Source organism: Tamlana sedimenti, assembly GCF_038148895.1.
Lineage (GTDB): Bacteria > Bacteroidota > Bacteroidia > Flavobacteriales > Flavobacteriaceae > Tamlana.
Window position 1 is genome coordinate 183,957 of sequence record NZ_JBBVGQ010000004.1, and the last position, 20,694, is coordinate 204,650.

Genomic DNA, 20,694 nt, shown 5'->3' on the forward strand with positions numbered 1-20,694 from the left:
CTTGAGAAATTAAGGCGTTTTTTTTATTGGCTTTGGCACATAGCTGAAATTTTCTTCATTTACCAATTTTCCATGTTCATAGTACTTCCAAACACCATCCTTCTTTCCTCTTTTGTACGTTCCTTCAGAAATTAATTCTCCTTGCGCATTAAAAAACTTGGCTTTACCATGAAGCTCATCATCTTCATACACATAGGATTTTAAAAGCACCTTGTTTTCGGAATACCATAAAGATTCTCCATACAATTTTCCAGCAACATAAGTCTGTTTTTCAGCAACCTGTCCGTTTGGATAATAAACTAAACGTTCCCCATCCAACTCGCCTTTGTTATTGTAATGCTCCAAAATGAGCAGCCCGTCTGTGTATTTTTGATAATATTTCCACTCGCCAACATAAGTTCTACCATCCATTTGTCCCTCACTAACCAGCTTACCTGTTGACGTAAAGAATTTAACTTCCACCAAATTATTATAGGTATTAAACAGTTTGGTGGCAGACAATACGGCCTTATTTCTATATTTTTTGTAAAACTTAAAAAGGCCTATTTCCTTACCATGGGAAAACTCGCCTTCATACCTTAAAATATCGGTGTTATCGTAGTTCTTTTTCCATTTGCCGTGTCGTTTTCCTTCCGAGTCAAGTTGATTGAAGGTTTGTGCCAACAAAAAATTTACTGACATGAGAAAGACTAAAAGGCTATATGTAAATTTCATTCTTAATCAAATTTTTGCATTTGCCGAAATTATAAAATACTAACGACTGTTTTAGTGTTTTCGTGTAACAAAAAAACTGCCAAAATAGATTCTGACAGTTTTTTAAAATTTTTATGATGTGAATTGAAATAACGCTTCTACTGCGCTCAGCGTGACAATATCATAATAACAAATTATCTTTTCTTTTGTTGGTTTTGCCTTTGTTGCTCAGCCTGCTCCATCATTTCAGCCATTTTTTTCTGGAAACGGTTTTGTTTTTTAGGCTGTTTCTTTTTCTCTTGAATTTGGGCATGAATCTTATCTTCATCAAGAATATAATTTTTGATGACCAAGATAATACCAATACTAATCAGGTTGGAAATGAAGTAATACAAACTCAAACCAGAAGCGTAGTTATTAAAGAAAAACAACATCATGATTGGCGAGAAGTACATCATATACTTCATCATTTTTGCCATGTCTGGCATTCCTTCCTGTTGTGGTGTGGCTTGCATGTTTTGCCCTGTAGTCAATCTCATGTAAAAGAAAATAGCAATGGATGCCAATAACGGGAACAAACTCACGTGGTTACCATAAAATGGGATATTGAATGGTAGGTTAGCAATAACATCATACGATGATAAATCGTCCGCCCAAAGGAAACTTTTTTGTCTTAAATCGAATGCCGAGGGGAAAAACTGGAACAACGCATAGAACACGGGCAACTGTATTAAAGCCGGCAAACAGCCAGCCATTGGGCTTGCCCCTGCTTTGGTTTGCAAAGCCATGGTTTCTTGTTGCGCTTTCATTTTGTTGTTTTTGTACTTTTCACGGATTTCATCCAATTCCGGTTTCAAAATTTTCATTTTGGCCTGGGACAAAAACTGTTTGTATTGTACAAAAGACAACAGGATTTTTACCAAAATAGTCATTACCACAATGGCAATACCGTAAGGCATAAAGCCTCCTAAAAACGCAAATAGAGGCATAAACACATAACGGTTTATCCAACCGAAAATACCCCAACCAAACGGCACTATTTCATCTAAATTTCTGTCGTAAGCGTTTAAAACCTTAAAGTCACTCGGGCCATAATACCAATCCATGCTTTGGTTTAGTTCTCCGCCTTGCAATTCCAATGGAATTTTTGACGTAAACAGTTTGGTGTAAACGGTATCAACAGCCTCATCTTCAACCAAATTTTGGGCTGTAAGATGTGCCTTTTTAAAACGGTTATCTGTTAACAAAACCGAAGTAAAGAAATGCTGCTTATAGCCTATCCAAGCTACATCTTCAATACTTTCGTCAGCATCTCGAGCACCTGTATAATCGTCCTTTCCATCTTCGTAATCGTAATGAATATCGGTATATCTGTTTTCATAGGATATACTTTTGGCGTGACGGTAGCCTTTTAATTTCCAATCTAAGTTAATTTCTTGCGAACTGTTGATGACATCAGCCAAACCTTGCGAACGCACTGTAAAGCCCATCATGTAATCGTCATCCTTCAGCTCGTAACGATACTCCAAAAACTTGGTTTCAGAAACCTTAAGCTTCATAGAAATAACCGTGATATCACCATTTTTGGTTACCGAAGGAATGAATGGTAAATCTTTGGTGTTCAAAATTCTGCTGTCCGTAGTTCCAAAATTGATATTGAATACGGCATTGTCATCTTTTACCAAATAAATCGGCAAAGAATCATAATCTACAAATTTCTTCAGCTTAACCTCGGAAAGATAACCACCTCTATTGCTGAATTTTAAAGCCAATAAGTCGCTTTCAACCACGGTTTCTTCATCTGAAGATTGCATGGCCGAATACGCAAATGCACCTAATTTATTTCTTAATTGAACTTGTTGTAGGGAATCCAAACCTGAACCCGCAACATAGTCTTCAGCAGTGGTTACAATGGTTTGCTCTTGTTCTTTGGCTTTTTGTTCTGCCTCAATTTGCTCTTGCTTTGCTTTTTCTTGGGCTTCCAACTCTTCTGGCGTTGGTTGGTTTTGCCAAAGCATATACGCCAATATTCCGAAAATCAATATAAAACCAATAATCGAATTAATGTCTAGTTTTTTTTCTTCCATTTTTTAGATTCAGACCCCATTGCTTAAAACTGAGCGAAGTCTTTTTAAAATAACTTTAACCTTTCTGTCCTAAAGGACATGCCTATCTATTTAAACAAGCGGATTTCTTATAATCAAAAAACTATCCGTTTATTTATTTTGTGCCATTGTGGCATTCTTTTTTTTCTTGTTGCTAAGTGCGGCTTTTACAAACGCCACAAATAATGGGTGCGGATTGGCCACGGTACTTTTATATTCTGGGTGATATTGCACGCCAATAAACCATGGGTGCTCTGGCAATTCAATAATCTCCACCAATCCCGTGTCTGGATTTAAACCCGTTGCAATCATTCCGGCAGCCTCAAAACGTTCTTTGTAAACACCATTAAATTCGTAACGGTGCCTGTGACGTTCCGCTATGCTTTCAGCTTTGTAAATATCGCGAACCTTGCTGCCCAATTTTAAATCGCATGCCCAAGCGCCCAAACGCATGGTACCACCTTTATCTGTAATCGTTTTTTGGTCTTCCATTAAGGCAATGACCGGGTTTGGTGTGTCCATTTTCATTTCGGTTGAATCGGCATCCTTAATTCCCAAAACATTTCGAGCAAATTCAATAACGGCCATTTGCATGCCCAAACAAATACCCAAAAACGGTATATTGTTTTCGCGTACATACCTAACGGCATCAATTTTACCTTCAATACCTCGTTCACCAAAACCTGGAGCGACTAAAACGCCATCTAAATGCCCCAACATGAGTTCAGCATTTTCAGGGTTTATATATTCAGAATGAAGCGATTCTATATTCACCCTAACTTCGTTTGCAGCACCAGCATGAATAAAGGCTTCCAAAATGGACTTATAAGAATCTTGCAACTCCACATACTTCCCTATTAAACCAATAGTGATTTCACTTTTTGGGTTTTTATGGCGATCTAAAAACTCATTCCATTGGTCAATATCTGGTTTTGAACTTTCCAAATTCAACTTTTGAAGCACTACTTTGTCCAGCCCCTCTTTCAGCATTAAATTAGGTACATCATAAATGGTAGACGCATCAATGGACTGAATAACGGCCTCTTCCTTAACGTTACAGAACAATGCCAATTTTCTACGCAATTCCCTTGGAAGATCATGTTCAGTTCTACACACCAAAATATCGGCCTGTATCCCGCTTTCCATGAGGGTTTTTACGCTGTGTTGGGTTGGTTTTGTTTTTAACTCGCCAGCGGCAGAAAGATATGGCACCAAAGTTAAATGAATAACAATACCGTTGTTTTCGCCCAAATCCCAACGCAATTGACGAACGGCTTCTATATAAGGCAAGGACTCAATATCACCAACGGTTCCACCAATTTCGGTAATCACAATATCGTAATTGCCCGATTTTCCCAACATTTGAACACGTTCTTTAATCTCATCCGTAATATGTGGCACGACTTGAACCGTTTTGCCCAAAAACTCACCGCGACGCTCCTTTTCAATCACACTTTGGTAGATGCGCCCTGTGGTAACATTGTTTGCTTGGCTTGTTGGTCGGTTTAAAAAACGCTCGTAATGCCCTAAATCCAAGTCGGTTTCAGCACCGTCTTCGGTAACATAACATTCACCATGCTCATAAGGGTTAAGCGTACCTGGGTCTACGTTTATGTAAGGATCTAATTTTTGAATGGTAACCCGGTAACCTTGTGCTTGTAACAATTTGGCTAGAGAAGCCGCTATAATACCTTTACCGAGTGATGATGTAACGCCGCCGGTTACAAAAATATATTTTGCTGTAGTTGTCATGTTGCGCTTATAAACGCAGGCAAATTTACAAAATTAAAACAGTTAATAAGAAATTGTTTTTCAGTAATTCGGGTGGAGTTGTTAACAATGTTTTAATTGGGGTTTTGGTGTGGTTTTAAAGCATAAAAATGATTGGATTTGTAGAAATTTTCAACTAGATTAGCTGAACTACGCAAAACAGAAACTCTCGGAGGTTTTTATGGACTACAAACCAATCAGAAATAAATTAAGGTCATTTACATTTGAGTCAATAACAATTGAAATTTTAATCTTACTCAAGGAAATTGAAAAATCAAAAAAAATCAGATTTGCTTTTTGGCACTTGTTATTACTCCTCAAATGGAATCTTGAATTTTCGGATAAAAAATACCAATCAAAAAATGCAAACAGAAACGATATCATTAAACTCTTAAAACTAGTTGAAGAATTGGAAATGTCACATGGAGTTTTCAACCCGAACTATGGTGACTTTGCCTTAAATAAAGCAATGACGATTTTAGCTCATCAACAATTCCTATACCAAAACAACGTGTATTGGGATACATTTGTCAGGCAACTTATTTTATTTGATGAGTTAAAACATAAACATTGTATCAAAAATGCTTTCGAGAAAATAGCAAAAATTAGTATAGAAAAATTTTTAAAAATATCTTTCATTGTCTATTTAGTTTGTTTTATAAATGAAAGTTCTGAAAAGGGCAAACCAAAATTTATATACAAAGGATACATAACAAAAGATATTTCAGATTTGTTAATCCAATTACATGGAAGGGAAACATATTATAATTATTTTAATCTATTAAGTATTTCAAAAGAAAGCATCAAAGATTTTATTGAATCTGACAAAAGAGCTATAAGAAACTATAATCTTCAACCTTTTGAAGCATCTATATTTACAAGAAAACCTTTTTTTGTTTATAATGGAAAATATACTATCCCATATAAAGACATCTTGAAACATAATTTCAACCATTTCATTTATGAGTTTATGAAAAATAATGATGAAGGATTTACAACAGAGTTAGGCATTAGACTTGAAAAGTACATAAAAAAGGGGCTTGATGAAATTCAGTTAAAATATAAAACCGAAAAACAGCTAAAAACAATATTAGGAGAAAAGGAGAACCTTGTTGATTTTATTGTTAATAATAGAATTTTAGTTGAGGTAAAAGCTATTGAGTTAAAACCATATACAAGTATTAACCCAAATGACAAAATTTTGGCAAATGAGTTTAGAAAAAACATAGTCAAAGGATATGCAAAACAAATGATTAATGTTGCAAAAAAGCTAAATCCTAATGAAATATATTATGGAATGATAATAACATACAAAAAACTTTTTTTAGGCAATTCTAGTGACATTTGGCAACAATTTCTTAAAGATGAATCTATGAATATTTGCAGTTTGGATGATCTAAAAATAGTGCCCTATGAAAACCTATTTTTTATTGATATAGAGAGTTGGGATAAACTAGTTCAAATCTTAAAAGACAACAAAATTGAATTGACAGATCTTCTTGATAAAATAAAAGAAGCCGATTTAAATCCTAAAACAAAAAAATTCAATTTTTCAATGCACCTAGAAGATATCTTTAATTTCCAAAAATTCGATTTGTCATATTTAGAGCAATCCTATACAAGGATGAACATTTAACAAAATTATTTAATTTTAACTGATACTCAATATTTCAACCATCTAATGAATCCCAGAAAACTCTCCATAATAGTAGGCCTTAGCTACCTGATTATTTTCTTTGCGGCCATTTTTGCCAATTTTCTTGTCCTTGAGAACCTTTTAAACTCACCCATGGAAACCGTACAAAACAACCACATGATGGTGCAGTTTGGTATTGTGGCGTTTATCATCACCGTTATTTTTGATGTTGTTGTGGCTTGGGCACTTTATGAATTGTACAAAACCCATGTGTTGAGTAACCTCAGCACTTATTTTAGGTTGATGCATGCTGCCATTATGGGCGTTGCTATTTTTGCGCTTCCCATGGCTTTGACCCACAATACTGCCGAGGGCATCCTTGAGCAAGTCCATATATTCAATACTATTTGGCTTATCGGGCTTTTGTTTTTTGGTATTCACCTTATTTTATTAGGGAAAATTATTGGTAAACCAAAACTCATTGCTGTTTTCCTAGTTATTGCTGGTATCATGTATATGGTTGATACTTTGGCGCATTTTGTTCTGCCAAATTACGAAGATTATGCTTCGGTGTTTTTGGCTATGGTGGCCATTCCAAGTATTATTGGTGAAATGGCTTTTGCTATTTGGTTGCTTGTAAAAGGCGGAAAAGTTGCGGCTTAAAAGAATTAATTTTCATCACTTTTCTTAAAAACATAGGTGTACAACCACATAAGCGTAAACGTTGGTATAACATCCAGACCCGGCAATGCTTCTTCAACAAAAGTGATAACCCCGGCAATTTTACCTGATTTGCCTTTATAGAGTTTGGTCATGAGCCAACCGGAAACAGGCGCCCAAACAATATCTGAGAATTCACCAATACCCGGTATAAAAAAGGAAACATAGCCCATGGCATCCAAAAGAATACCGAGAAGTAATTTTTTGTACTTATTCATTCATTAAAATTTACGGTTGGTAAAAAGCAAGAAATGTACCAAAATTCAACATTGTCTATTTCCCGATGAGCTTTAAAAATTCATTTCGGGTTTCAATTTTTTCAAACTGTCCCCTAAAACCTGAAGTAGTAGTCGTGGAATTCTGTTTTTGCACACCGCGCATCATCATACACATGTGAGACGCTTCAATAACCACGGCCGTTCCTTGAGGTTTCAACGTGTCGTTAATGCAATCTAAAATCTGCTCTGTCAATCGCTCTTGTACCTGTAAACGTCTCGCAAAAATATCGACCACCCTTGGTAGTTTGCTTAGCCCGACAATGTGTCCGTTTGGTATATACGCAATATGCACCTTTCCAAAAAAAGGCAAAATATGGTGTTCGCAGAGCGAGTACAACTCTATGTCCTTGACAATCACCATTTCGTTATAAGATTCCTTAAACATGGCACTTTCCAAAATTTCAACGGGGTCTTGATGATAGCCTTGGGTTAAAAACTGCATGGCCTTGGCGGCACGTTCTGGTGTTTTTAGCAAACCTTCACGACTGGCATCTTCACCTAAATCTTTTATAATGTTTTTATACCGCGTTTTTACGTCGTCGGTAACTTTCATGTTATACTCTTCAAAACTCTTGTAAGGCATGATGTTTTTAACTTTATTTTAGATTCCCGTTGTCACGGGAATGACAATTTCAAAGGAAACCCCGAAACAGATTTCGAGGAATTTATTTTGAATAAATATAGCCTTAAAAATGCACACAACAATAAAAAGGATTCTTAATTGTGCAAGCCAACAGAAAATAGTAATTTCACCGCTGTTATTTTTTTACAGATGATCCAAGCGAAAAACATCCATAAATTTTACGGTAACTTAGAAGTTTTAAAAGGCGTTGATATAGCTGTTGAAAAAGGCGAAATCGTTTCTATTGTCGGGGCTTCGGGTGCAGGAAAAACCACTTTGTTACAAATATTGGGTACTTTGGACAAGGCTTCCTCAAAAGAAAACTTTGAGCTTACTATTAATGACACTGATATCATTAGGCTAAAGGATAAAGCCTTAGCCAAATTTAGAAATGAACATATTGGGTTTATTTTTCAATTCCATCAGTTATTACCTGAATTTACAGCCATTGAAAACGTGTGTTTGCCTGCTTTTATAAAAGGGACCAAAAAGGCTGAAGCCGAAAAGCGCGCTAAAGAACTTTTGGACTTTTTAGGTTTGTCTCACCGATACGACCACAAACCGGGTGAACTTTCTGGTGGCGAGCAACAACGTGTTGCTGTGGCACGGGCATTAATCAACAATCCGGATTTGATTTTTGCCGATGAACCTTCCGGAAACCTGGACAGCGAAAGTGCTGAAAACCTACACAATCTCTTTTTTAAACTGCGTGATGAATTCGGACAGACCTTTGTTATCGTTACCCACAATGAAGAATTGGCCGATATGGCAGACAGAAAACTTACGATGGTTGACGGAAAGATAGTTAACGACTAGAAAAACCATAGATAAAAACAAAAAAAAGAGACTGCTAAAAACAGTCTCTTTTTTTATTCTTTGGTATAAATAAAACCACTAACTACTGAACGGATAAATTTGTCCGAAAATAGTAATGGTGTTATTGGTGAAGTTTATTTTTACGTCATTTAAATCGGCAATATCTACATCCAGAATGCCAGACTCTATACCTCTTGGCAATAAGATAAAATGAAGTGCTTCTTCCACAGTTAAGCTGTATTCAACACCTGCCGCGCTAACTCCCGATTGATTTCCATTTAATAAATATTCGTCATCCCAAATATTCAGTGGCGTATCTGAACCTGCTATCCAAGTACGGGTAGTGTTTTCAGAATAATACACGGCAACTCCCGTTGGTGCAGTTACTTTTCCATCTGCAATGGTTACACCGTACTCTAAATTATTGTCTTGGTTCAAGCCTAAATTCTCAACAACATGGGTACCTTCAACTTTAAAATTTTCATGATAGTAGTTATCAAACGTAGCCGTATGCTTGCTGCCTACACTGCGATACCAACCCGTAGAAACTATGGTAACAATACCTTTTCTGGTAATACCATCCTGGCACAATACACCAGTACCATAGTCGACAGTAATGGTTTTTGGGAAGCTTGTTAAATCAAATGGCTCAACAGTTATGGTAGGGCCATCAACTTCAGATTTTACAGATGATTTTCCTGAAGCCGAACTTTCAGAACTTAAAACAGCATCACCGCCATTATTGCCAACATCCTGAAAAATTTTATTCACCACAGTGTATTCCAACAAAGCAGCAATGGTTTGTTGTTGCGCGGTATCATTATTTACATTTTCTTTTTCTTGGCAACCCATTAAAACGATTGCCAGAATTGGGACTAAGATTTTCTTCATAATAGTTTGTTTTCTCATCCAAATAACGCTAAAATTCTGAACATTATTATAAACGAGAAAATATAATTTTTCGTTTCACAGTTAAATTTTGCATTTCATCGATGTTTTTAATGAAATATTGTAATTTAACTTTTAACCTTTTTGTATTTGCGCCCGTACCAAAGAAAAATCCCGGTAACTGGTAGTGTTGCAGTCAATAAACTAACCAAAAAGGCAATAATCTTGCCGGGAAGCCCACCAATGGTACCGATATGGATGTCATAATTCATTCGCAATATTTTTTCTGGAACTTTGGCATCACTATACTTTCCATAAATACCTGGAGTTTCTAGTTCATTGAGGGTATTTTGGTCATAAAACCGAAAATCGGTATTGTAAAATGTGCCTTTACTATTAGAAACTTCAACGTAAATACCTAACGTATCCGTCTTCGGATAATGCAACTCATAACTTTTGGCATTTGGCAAATCTCGTTTAAGTTTTACGATTAAATTATCCAATGGTAAAATATCATCTTTTTGTTCTGGCTTCAAACTTTCATTTTTTGGAATAATAAACTGCGGTACTTTATCGCCACCGGCTGAAATATACACAACATATTTAAGCCAATTATACGATATTATACTACCTGTAAAAGCCAAAACCAAAGCCAGAGAACACACATAAAAACCAATAATAGTGTGCAAATCAAAATTTTTACGTTTCCAGCCAGTAGTTGGCTTCCATATAAATCTCAACCGTTGTCTCAGGTTCTTACGCCTTTTTGGCAACCACAATATGAATCCAGAAACAATGATTAATATAAAAACCAAAATAGAAGCACCAACTATTTGTTCGCCAATTTCCCGAGGCAACCAAAGCCGCATATGCCCTTTTAGCATAAAAGCAAAAAATCCTGAGAGGCGATTTTCAACGTGTAGCACTTCTCCCGAATAGGGATTAATAAAAACACTTTGATAAAATTCGGGTTCTCTATCATAAAAAACGACTTCAATGGCTTCATTTTCATTACTGAAAACACTACCGTGAATACTATTATCCGGAAATACCGAATGGGCAATTTCCTTAACTTGAGTGGGGGTAATTATAGGCTTATTTTGTACCTCAACTATTTTGTAATCGGTGTAAAAGCTTTCAATTTCCTCTTTAAAAACCCAACAGCAACCTGTAATGGCCACAATAAATACAACTAGGCCTGTAGTTAAACCTAAAATTTTATGAAGTGTGAGTATGTTTTTTCTAAATTTCATAATAAATATGAAAAGGATAGCTGCATTAACTACCCTTTTTCACTTTAGGTTATTTACTAAAATTTATAGGTGAAGTTTGCCAACACGGTTCGAGGTGCCTGTGGATTTATAGTAGACCAGCCTTTGTAATACTCTTTATTAAAGGCATTATTTAATTTAAGGGCTATTCTGTACTTATCAGACTCGTAAAATATCGAGGCATTGGCGATTGTATAGCTCGGTAAAATAAATTCACCTGTTGAAGCATAGTTTATTGCAAAACGTTTGCTTGCTCCGTTAGCGCCAAATCCCAATCCAAAACCTTCCAAATCACCTTTCTGAAAAGCATACGTTGCCCAAAAATTATAAAGATTTTCTGGCCCTGCCTCTAACGGTCTTGTATTTAAAATATTAACATTATCCGTTTCCGTAACCTCACTTTCATTATTACTAAATCCTGCCCTAATATTTAGTCCGTTTATAGGATTTGCATTTACCTCAACTTCAAAACCTTTACTGGTTACTTCACCTCCTTGTATTTTATTGAATGGTGAATTTGGGTCGGTCATTAGTTTATCCTTCACCTTTATATCATAATAGCTTACAGTTGCATTGAGCCTGTTATGAAATAAGTTTGTTTTAATTCCGAATTCTATTTGATTGGCTTGTTCCGGATTGAAGGTTTTTAAAGTTTGCGGACCATCATCTGGATTGCCCACCAATTGCGGAGCCACATTTGTGAATCCGTTTTGATAATTACCAAAAACGGACAGCTGATTTAAAATAGGTTGAAATAATAGTCCGAATTTAGGTGAAAAGGCCGTTTGTGCGTAATCGTCCGAAGTGGTCGTTATAGACCCGTCGTTATCAAACCTATCCAAACGTAACCCAACCATAGCTGATAAGCTTTTTGTAATGTTCAAAACATCTGAAGCATAAGCACTATAGATAGTATATTCCGATTTTGCATTAGTGACGCCTGCAGATGACAGAGCCGCATCAACACCGGAAGTTGACAAAGGATAACCTTCCTCTTCTGTACCATCAGCTGTTACACTACCATAATACACGTAACCGGTGCTATTATTTATTTGGGAAGCATTAAAATAATCAATGCCAATAACAATTCTATTCCTTAAACCAAAAACATTAAAGTTTCCAGTGAAGTTTTGCTGTATATCCGTAGTTTGGGTATTTGCATTTTGCTTATTTAAATATCTAGAAAATGTATTTACCGCATTTCCTCCAAAATCATATAAATAAGTATAATAGCCTTTTGTAGAGGTTGAGCTTTTCGACAATAATGTTTGAGACTGCCATGCATCAGACAGTTTATAGTCCATTTCTACTCTATAGTTTTGCGTAGGATTTTGAAGTGACAAATCATTGCTGGTAAATGATAATTTATTATGGTAGCCTAAATCCTCTAAATTGCTCGCAACAGAAGGTGCTGACCGATTCAAAAACAAAAATGTTGGATTGGTTTGCTCTGCTTGCGTAATTTCACCATAAAATGAAAGCGACAGCCTATTGTTTACCTTATATGATAGCGATGGTGCAATGAAAAATGATTTATTGAAACCTGCATCTTGAAAACTTTCTCCTTTTGAATAAGAGGTGTTGAGCCTAAAGTAAATATCTTTTTCTTTATTTAAAGCTGTATTAAAGTCTCCAGTAATTTGATTGAAACCATAGCTTCCCGATGTAAAGGAGAGTTGGCCGCCACTGCCCACATAAGGCTTTTTTGTTACAACATTTATTAGCCCTCCATAAGATGTTACTGCATTTCCAAAAAGTGTCGCAGATGGTCCTTTTACTACTTCTATACGTTCAATGTTTGCGGGATTAATGGTTCCATTGGTTAAACCGGGCAAACCGTTTACCAATTTTGGCTGAACCGAAAAACCTCTCAACGCATAATATCCAGCTCCGTCTCCCCCACGACCAGTGGATGTCCATAAATTTTCTACGCCAACAGCATTTTTAAGGGCATCATCAAAATTGGTAACTACTTGAGATTGGAGTAACTCATTGGTAATGGTACTATAAACCTGTGTATTTTCTATATCCTTCAAAGGAAGTTTTGAAACATACGCGGTTTTTTTTCTTGAGAATTTATTGGTTCTATCGCCATTAATCACCACCTCATCCAAAATCTCATTTCCCTCATAAATAATGATTTTTCCAAGATTGATACTTTTTCCATTTGCAATTTCAAAGGGCACTTCCTTGGTTTTAAATCCGAGACAGGAAATAGCAAGAACATAATTGCCGTCATTGATGTTTGAAATTTCAAAAACTCCAGACTCACGTGTTTGTGCTCCTTTGTTTGTGTTCTTAACGCTCGTATTAACCGAAAATAATGAGTTGCCATTTCCATCTGTTACAATACCTGAAACTTTACCACTTTGGGAAAAAGCAGTAAAACTAATAGTGAAGAATAAAATAAAGATTGATTGTTTTTTCATTTGTTTTTATTTAGACTAATTATAAATAATTTAATTTTGGAACAAATGTATATCCCAAGATTGATTAAAACAAGTTATTTAGAATAAATCCAAATAATAATTTAAAAGTGACTGATTGCAAATAGATTAAGATTACCAATGAAGGTATTACGAAATAATAATAACTTGTATTTTTACATTTTCAAACCAGAAATCTTGACAAAAAACGAATTAAAAGACTTTCTAAACCTAAAAGTCGAACAGTACAACAACCCAAAGTTTATTGAAAGCGACCCTATTCAAGTTCCCCATCAATTCAGCAAAAAAGAAGATATTGAGATTGCCGCCTTTTTAACGGCAACCATTGCTTGGGGAAACCGAAAAAGCATTATTACCAATGCTAAAAGGTTGATGGATTTGTTGGATAATGCGCCGCATGATTTTGTGATGAACCATGAAGAACAGGATTTGGAAAAACTCCAATCCTTTGTGCATCGTACCTTCAATGGTGATGATACGATACAGTTTGTTACATCCCTAAAACATATTTACACCCAACACGTTGGTTTGGAAGCCGTTTTTACAAAATATGCAGAAAGCAATTCACTTCAAACTTCAATATCAAAATTTAAGACTATCTTTTTTGAAATGGAACATTTACCCCGTTCACAAAAACATGTGAGCGACCCCTTGAAAAATTCCGCAGCAAAACGTATCAATATGTTCTTGCGCTGGATGGTTAGGCAGGACAACGCAGGAGTTGATTTTGGTATTTGGAAAAGTCTATCACCATCACAACTCTCTTGCCCACTTGATGTGCATTCAGGCAATGTAGCCCGTAAACTTGGTTTGCTAAAACGAAAACAAAATGATGCCAAAGCCTTGTTGGAATTAGATAATACCCTAAGGAAACTAGACCCAAAAGATCCTGTTAAATACGATTTTGCCCTTTTCGGACTGGGCGTTTTTGAAAACTTCTAACATTAATTTAAAGTTGTTAATACTAGGTTTACCTTTTTAACTTTAAGTTAACCCAACCTTCATTAAAACCCAAAGTTTCCATAACTTCATTGCTGGCTTTTAAGGATAATTTTGCTTCAACTATTAATCCACTAAAAATTATTCTTTAAAATGAAAAAATCAATTCTGTTTAGTTTTTTTGCAATGGCCGCATTGAGTTCTTGCGATGTAAAAGACTTTTTTGAACCCGGCAATGACCACGGAAACCATCATGACGACAACAAGGTTATTCTTGAAAACCAATCTGTTACCCCAAACTTACTGGACTTAAAACCAGGTTTTAAAAATTTAAAAATCACTACACTTTTATCCTCTGAAGATGTATTACCTGGATCTCCAGATTTTGTTTATGGTAGTATGGCCGACGGTGCTGGTTTAATCAAAAATAACGATGGCAGCTACACTCTAATAAATAATATTGAAGCCGATTATTCTATAGCTAGAATTACATTAGATGAAACTTTTAAGCCAGTAAGTGGTGAGTATATCTTAAACGCTGAAGCTACTGCCAGAACAGCTCAATGTTCAGGTTCTTTAATCACACCTGAAGAGCATGGCTTTGGCCCTCTTTATCTTTCTGGTGGCGAATGGGGTGGATCTTCAAAAGCAGTATTTTCTGTTGACCCCTACAAAGATGCTACCGATGCTTCAATAGCAGAAACACTACCTGCTTTAGGTCAATGGTCTACTGAAAACGCCGTGGCATTGCACAAAAAAGCGTTTCCAGGAAAAACAGTTGTTTTAATTGGTGACGATACCAGCGATAACGAAGTGCCTTCTGGACAATTGGCTATGTATGTTGGAAACCATGGAGACTTAAACGGTGGTAACCTTTATGGGTTAAAAGTTTTAACAGACGGTATCAACTACGAAATGGATATGAAAGAAGGCATGACTTATGATATTGCTTTTGAGGAATACAGTGAAAGAACCTTAAACGAACTTGAAACAGAATCTAGAGCTAAAGGTATCATGGGCTTTTCAAGAGTTGAAGATATTGACTGGAGAAGAGGCGATGCAAAAAACAACAGAGAGTTTTTCTTTGCAGTAACTGGTAGAAAAAGAGATGCTTTATTAGGAAAGGGTACTTTTTACGGGAGAATTTACCATGTCATTCTAGAAAAAAACAATCCACTTAAAGGAACTATTTCTTGTGTGTTGGATGGCGACAAACTAGATGGAAAAGCAAAAGCATTCCATAGCCCAGACAACGTTGTCGTTACCGAAAACTATGTGTATATTCAAGAAGACCCTAATGGATATCCAGATACTCCAGGAAAAAGCCATTATGCACAATTATACGAGTACAACATCAAATCTAAAAACTTGAAAACCGTTTTAGAGTGCAACCAAGATTATGCTGCTTCATTGGGATATGGTACAACAGATAGAACTTGGGAAATTACTGGTATGATTGATATTTCTGAAACTATTGATGTAGACCGCACATTCCTATTAATTACACAAAACCACGGTTGGGAAAACCCATTGTTCACAGATCCTTTGGCTAACCCTACAACAGATTCTAACGAAGGTAGTATGCTTTACGTTGTTCAAGGTTTAAAAAGATAACAATTTATGACAACCATATTAAAAAAAGGGGCTTATGTTTTCATAGGCCTCTTTTCACTATTATTAAGTTCTTGTTTACAGGAAAAGCAAACCTCTTATCAAACTAAGGCTGAAGAAGAAAATCAAGTACTTCAAAAGGTGTTTTCTGATGAACTTTTGCAGTCTAAAATCTATTTGGATAGCCTTTCTAACTCCAACTGTAAAGAAGATTTTGAAAGACAATATTTAGGTGCACGATTTCATTTTAAAAGGGCTGAACCTGTATTGGCATTTGTTGATTCTGAAAACTACAAGTTTTTAAACCAACCTAATATTTTGAAGGTTGAAGAAGAAGATGCCACAGATATAAAAATAAAAAACCCAACAGGCTTTCAGGTTTTGGAAGAAGAAATTTTTACCGAAAACCCAGATTTTGAAAGTATAAAAGTTCACGCTAAGAAAACTTCCGAGAGATTACAACTCATAGAACAAAACCTCAACTTTAACTACATCAAACCTTACCATATTCTATGGATAGTGAAAGATCAAATTATAAGAACCGTGTTAACTGGAATTACTGGATTTGACTCTCCAGCCTTAGAACAATCGTTACAAGAAGCGCAGGTTACTTATGGGGCGATTGAGCATTATTTCAGCATTTATAAAAATACATTCAACGACAAACTTCTTTTTAAAGACTGGCAAACAGCCATTAAAAAAGCAATTGATGACTTAAATGCCGATTTTAATGATTTTGACAGATATTCGTTCATTAAAAGTAATACCCATAAAAATCTTGAACTTTGGAATAAAACTGTTGTTGATTGGCAAGTTAAATTCCCATTTTCCAAAGCGATAAATAATGAAGCAACTTCATTGTTTTCAAAAAACACATTCAACCTCAAACATTTTTCAGTTTATAATGATAGCTTAACGGAAGACAAAATCAAATTGGGAAAAAGTTTGTTTTTCGAGAAAGATTTGTCCACTTCAAAAACCATAAGCTGTGCCACGTGCCATATGCCCGAAAAAGGATATACTGATGGAATGACCATTGCCAAAGGCGTAACTAGAAATAGCCCTACCCTACTTTATGCCGGATTGCAAAAGGGCTTTTTTTACGATAATAGAGCAGGAAGTCTTGAAGGACAAATTGTTTCGGTAATAAAAAATGAAAATGAATTCCATACTGATTTGGACGCTTTTGAAAAAGCTTTAAAAGATAATCCAGAATATGTTACCACTTTTAAAACCGTTTTTAAGGATTCAATAAAACAAGAACATATTCGACATGCTATTGCCAGTTTTATAAGAAGTCTGGCACCATTCGATTCTAAATTCGACCGAAACATCAACAATCTTGAAAATTCGCTAAATGAATCGGAAATTAACGGGTTTAACCTTTTTAATGGAAAAGCAAAATGTGCCACTTGCCATTTTGCTCCTGTGTTTAACGGTACAGTGCCAACAACTTTTAAAGAATCGGAAATTGAACTTATTGGTGTTCCAGAAAGCACCGATACCATAAATGCTAAAATTGATGATGATTTAGGACGCTTCAACGTGTTTAACACCGAAGAAAGAAAACATTTCTTTAAAACACCAACTTTAAGAAACATTGAACTCACTGCACCCTACATGCACAATGGCGTTTACAAAACCCTTGAGGAAGTTATCCATTTTTACAACATTGGTGGCGCAGCAGGATTGGGCATAGATATGGAATTCCAAACACTTCCACCAGACCCACTAAACCTTACAGAACGGGAAAAACAAGATATTATAGCGTTTTTAAAAACACTTACTGATAAACCTGAACCTGACTTAGTTTATTAAAAAAAACAATTCTTTTGTAAAACAAAAAATCCTGATTTATAAATCAGGATTTTTGTTACTCTTATTTATAGTTCTACCCTCTTAACCAAGCCTCGCGTAAAGCTTTTTGAGCCTCAGTTGCATCAGGTTTTTCAACAATTTTTTCACCACTTGTATAGCCTTGGGTAGTAGTGGTTCTAATAACAATTTCTTCTCCAGCTCTTTCCAATATCACTTCAACATCTTTACCAGGTTTCCACATAAACACTTGTTGCAATACTTGGTTGGCGTTTTGTAAGGTCAACTCTGTCCCGTCAATGCTTTTTATCACATCATTGGGCTGAACGCCTTGTTCTACCCAAAAACTATTTTTCAACACTTTATCTGTAAAGAAAATGGTTCCTTTTTGGCCATCTCCACTAACTATAGGAGCACCATCCATTAAAATATAATTGGCTTCTATCTTTCCCTCACCTATTTCCAGGCCAACTTTTTCAAAAAATTCATTGTAATTTATTGGTAAATCTCCAACCACATGGGTATTTAAAAACTCACCCACAGACGGGTAAGTCATGGCTGTAATTTCACTAATAAGTTTATCGTCATCAAATGGTTTATTTTTTCCGTATTTATTGGAAAGCTCTTTCATTAAAGACAAAACACCACGGTTTCCATTACTTTCTTCGCGCATTAAAATATCAATACACATGCCAATTAAAGCTCCTTTTTGATATACGTTTAAATACTCGTCTTTATACGGTGCTTTTAAAACATTCTCGCTCATGATTGTAAAACTCATGGCATCATTCAATTGTTTTGAGGCCATGATTTTTTCGTAAATATCGCTGTAGAATTTGTTATCATCTACCAAACCTTGGTCTACTTGAAATAAAGTGGCAAAATACTCGGTTACGCCTTCATACATCCACAAGTGTTTTGAAAAAGTTGGATTGTTGTAATCAAAATAATGTACGTCTTCAGAATGTACACTCAACGGGGTTACAATGTGAAAAAACTCATGGGAAACTACGTCAATCATACCATCGGCCAAGGCTTCCTCATCCATAGCTTCTGGCATGACTACTACCGTAGACGTATGGTGTTCTAAAGCTCCAAACCCTTTTGGTGAGTCTTCTTCTCCCGGCGACAGATACAGATATATATCATATCGTGGCGTGGAATTGATGTCGCCCAAAAATGTTTTTTGCGCCTTCATCATTTTATAAATGGTTTCTTTTAAAGATGCCGCCGAATGTAATTTGTTTGGCGAATACACGCTCAACACAATTTTGATATCGCCCACTTGAAACTCTTCAACATCCAAATTACCATACATCATAGGGTTATCGGTAATATCAAAATACCTTGGTGCAAAATAGCTGGAGGTCATTAAGGTTCCATCTTCACTGGTTTTTGAACTGATGTTTTGCAAGGCCGAGCTTCGTTTGAAATCTGTCGGTGCAGTTACATCAAGCTTGTATTGATTACTTTTTAGTGAATCGAAATAACCAATAAAACCATGAAGGTTCAGCACATAATTATCAGGTTCAATATTGGTTCCTGCAGGCGAAAAAGGTTGTTCTTTTCCTATTCCGCCTTGCTCTTCAATGTCATAAGTATCATTAACAAAATAAGTTATTTTGTCAAGTTTTTTAGCGTCGGTAATAGTCCATGAGTTGGTATCAACCTTTTCAAAAGGCATCTCATTTCCAGAATAATCAAAAGCTTTAAAATCATCAATATATCTACCGAAATTACTGATAGAATAAGTACCTTGAACAACTTTAGGCAACCTGTAGGTTACTGTTTGCTCAGTAAAACGCCCAGGGTTTATGGTTACCGGAACTTTATCGTTGGTTACTTTACTTAAATCTATGCTCGTTTCAACAGGTGAATTTATAGCCAAATCGTTTCCAGAGTTTTTAGAAGCGCTACAACTGGCCAATAAAATACCAACCATCAAGCCCATTAAGGTTTTCGTGTTCATTATTTCGGATTTTAAAGTTTTTTAAATTGACGTGCAAAATACTATTATGTTACGGTCGCCATTCTTAAGGTTTTGTTAAATTCGCAGTATGCAAGAACCTTTAATAAGCATTTTAGTTCCGTTTAAGAATACCGAAGATTTCATCGCCGATTGTTTGGATTCTGTTATAAGCCAAACCTATGAAAACTGGGAAATGATTATTGTTGATGATGGCTCTACCGATAACAGCTACCACATTGTAAACGCTTTCGCGGAAGAGGACAAACGGATACAGCTTATTAAAAATTCTGGCAAAGGTATTATTGAAGCCCTTCGTTTAGCTTTTGAAATATGCACCGGCAACTATATTACACGTATGGATAGTGATGACGTGATGCCCGAAAATAAATTGGAGGTTCTCTTGAACAATTTATTAAACCATGGCAAAAACCATGTTGCTACTGGGTTGGTTGCTTATTTTTCAGAACACGGCATTAGCGATGGGTACAAAAAATATGAAGATTGGCTTAACCATTTGACTACAACTGGCAGTAATTATTCCGAGATTTATAAGGAATGTGTCATCGCCTCCCCTTGTTGGATGCTACATCGTGAAGATTTACTGGCCATTGATGCCTTCCAACCCAACCGATACCCTGAGGATTACGATTTAACCTTTCGGTTTTATAAAGCGGGTTATAAAATTATCCCATCCAATGAAATTTTACACTTTTGGCGCGATTACCAAACACGCACATCGCGCACGCACAGCAATTACGCCGAAAACACCTTTTTAGATATAAAACTCCATTATTTTTTGGAACTCGATTTTGATGCTTCCCGTCCGTTAGTAATTTGGGGCGCAGGATTAAAAGGAAAAACCATTGCCAAAAATTTAGTTGAAAAAGGCATTCCTTTTGAATGGATTTGTGATAATCCAAAAAAAATTGGCAAAGCCATTTACGACCAAAAACTAAAACCTTTTACAGATTTAGAAAAAATTAACCGTCCGCAAAGTATCGTAACTGTGGCCAACCCGAAGGCCCAAACTGAGATTAAGACATATTTCAAAAAACAAGAAATGTACCCAATGACGGACTATTTTTTCTTTTGTTAATTAAAAAATTTATGTAGG

Annotated in this window: 16 protein-coding genes; 7 read left to right on the forward strand and 9 right to left on the reverse strand. The window is 35.8% G+C overall.

Translation table 11 applies throughout. The features are described 5' to 3' along the window. Window positions 1-9: 9 nt before the first annotated feature. The 3 genes from WJN01_RS11130 to pyrG form a co-directional block, all read right to left on the reverse strand. Window positions 10-714, reverse strand: a complete 705-nt coding sequence (locus WJN01_RS11130) for a toxin-antitoxin system YwqK family antitoxin (RefSeq protein ID WP_445197238.1) — start codon at window positions 712-714, stop codon at window positions 10-12. 173 nt (window positions 715-887) lie between these two features. Further along, the gene (gene yidC / locus WJN01_RS11135; protein WP_445197239.1) at window positions 888-2,780 is read right to left on the reverse strand and encodes a membrane protein insertase YidC; all 1,893 of its coding nucleotides are present in this window, start codon (window positions 2,778-2,780) and stop codon (window positions 888-890) included. 129 nt (window positions 2,781-2,909) lie between these two features. After that, the gene (gene pyrG / locus WJN01_RS11140) at window positions 2,910-4,550 is read right to left on the reverse strand and encodes a CTP synthase (protein WP_445197240.1); all 1,641 of its coding nucleotides are present in this window, start codon (window positions 4,548-4,550) and stop codon (window positions 2,910-2,912) included. 199 nt (window positions 4,551-4,749) lie between these two features. Here pyrG and WJN01_RS11145 point away from each other — a divergent pair, with 199 nt between their 5' ends. Beyond that, window positions 4,750-6,204, forward strand: coding sequence for a hypothetical protein (locus WJN01_RS11145; RefSeq protein WP_445197241.1), 1,455 nt, complete (start codon window positions 4,750-4,752; stop codon window positions 6,202-6,204). 45 nt (window positions 6,205-6,249) lie between these two features. After that, window positions 6,250-6,867, forward strand: a complete 618-nt coding sequence (locus WJN01_RS11150) for a DUF4386 domain-containing protein (protein WP_445197242.1) — start codon at window positions 6,250-6,252, stop codon at window positions 6,865-6,867. Between the two features lie 5 nt (window positions 6,868-6,872). On the opposite strand, the gene WJN01_RS11155 is transcribed toward WJN01_RS11150, so the two are convergent. Both WJN01_RS11155 and folE read right to left on the reverse strand, forming a co-directional pair. After that, window positions 6,873-7,142 carry a hypothetical protein gene (locus tag WJN01_RS11155; protein ID WP_445197243.1) on the reverse strand — a complete coding sequence of 90 codons (270 nt, stop codon included), beginning with the start codon at window positions 7,140-7,142 and terminating at the stop codon, window positions 6,873-6,875. Window positions 7,143-7,197: 55 nt separating this feature from the next. Then, window positions 7,198-7,785, reverse strand: a complete 588-nt coding sequence (gene folE, locus WJN01_RS11160; RefSeq protein ID WP_445197244.1) for a GTP cyclohydrolase I FolE — start codon at window positions 7,783-7,785, stop codon at window positions 7,198-7,200. Between the two features lie 189 nt (window positions 7,786-7,974). Between folE and WJN01_RS11165 the strand changes: the two genes are divergently transcribed. Next, window positions 7,975-8,640 carry an ABC transporter ATP-binding protein gene (locus WJN01_RS11165; RefSeq protein ID WP_445197245.1) on the forward strand — a complete coding sequence of 222 codons (666 nt, stop codon included), beginning with the start codon at window positions 7,975-7,977 and terminating at the stop codon, window positions 8,638-8,640. Window positions 8,641-8,718: 78 nt separating this feature from the next. Here the strand turns inward: WJN01_RS11165 and WJN01_RS11170 are convergent, their stop codons facing one another. The 3 genes from WJN01_RS11170 to WJN01_RS11180 form a co-directional block, all read right to left on the reverse strand. Continuing rightward, window positions 8,719-9,531: a hypothetical protein gene (locus WJN01_RS11170; protein WP_445197246.1), complete on the reverse strand. Its 813-nt coding sequence runs from the start codon at window positions 9,529-9,531 to the stop codon at window positions 8,719-8,721. A 125-nt stretch (window positions 9,532-9,656) separates the two neighbouring features. Further along, window positions 9,657-10,781 carry a PepSY-associated TM helix domain-containing protein gene (locus WJN01_RS11175; protein WP_445197247.1) on the reverse strand — a complete coding sequence of 375 codons (1,125 nt, stop codon included), beginning with the start codon at window positions 10,779-10,781 and terminating at the stop codon, window positions 9,657-9,659. A 56-nt stretch (window positions 10,782-10,837) separates the two neighbouring features. Next, the gene (locus WJN01_RS11180; protein WP_445197248.1) at window positions 10,838-13,228 is read right to left on the reverse strand and encodes a TonB-dependent siderophore receptor; all 2,391 of its coding nucleotides are present in this window, start codon (window positions 13,226-13,228) and stop codon (window positions 10,838-10,840) included. Window positions 13,229-13,423: 195 nt separating this feature from the next. On the opposite strand from WJN01_RS11180, the gene WJN01_RS11185 reads away from it, so the two are divergent. From WJN01_RS11185 to WJN01_RS11195, 3 genes are all read left to right on the forward strand, one after another. After that, window positions 13,424-14,188 carry a TIGR02757 family protein gene (locus tag WJN01_RS11185; protein ID WP_445197249.1) on the forward strand — a complete coding sequence of 255 codons (765 nt, stop codon included), beginning with the start codon at window positions 13,424-13,426 and terminating at the stop codon, window positions 14,186-14,188. A gap of 150 nt (window positions 14,189-14,338) precedes the next feature. Then, window positions 14,339-15,799 carry a PhoX family protein gene (locus WJN01_RS11190; protein ID WP_445197250.1) on the forward strand — a complete coding sequence of 487 codons (1,461 nt, stop codon included), beginning with the start codon at window positions 14,339-14,341 and terminating at the stop codon, window positions 15,797-15,799. 6 nt (window positions 15,800-15,805) lie between these two features. Continuing rightward, entirely contained in the window at window positions 15,806-17,614 is a 1,809-nt protein-coding gene (locus WJN01_RS11195) for a cytochrome-c peroxidase (protein ID WP_445197251.1), read from the forward strand. A gap of 73 nt (window positions 17,615-17,687) precedes the next feature. Here the strand turns inward: WJN01_RS11195 and WJN01_RS11200 are convergent, their stop codons facing one another. Then, a complete protein-coding gene (locus tag WJN01_RS11200; RefSeq protein WP_445197252.1) occupies window positions 17,688-19,580 on the reverse strand; it encodes a M61 family metallopeptidase in 1,893 nt (630 codons plus the stop codon). 88 nt (window positions 19,581-19,668) lie between these two features. Here WJN01_RS11200 and WJN01_RS11205 point away from each other — a divergent pair, with 88 nt between their 5' ends. Then, on the forward strand, window positions 19,669-20,676 hold the full coding sequence (locus WJN01_RS11205; RefSeq protein ID WP_445197253.1) for a glycosyltransferase family 2 protein: 1,008 nt from the start codon (window positions 19,669-19,671) through the stop codon (window positions 20,674-20,676). Window positions 20,677-20,694 lie beyond the last annotated feature (18 nt).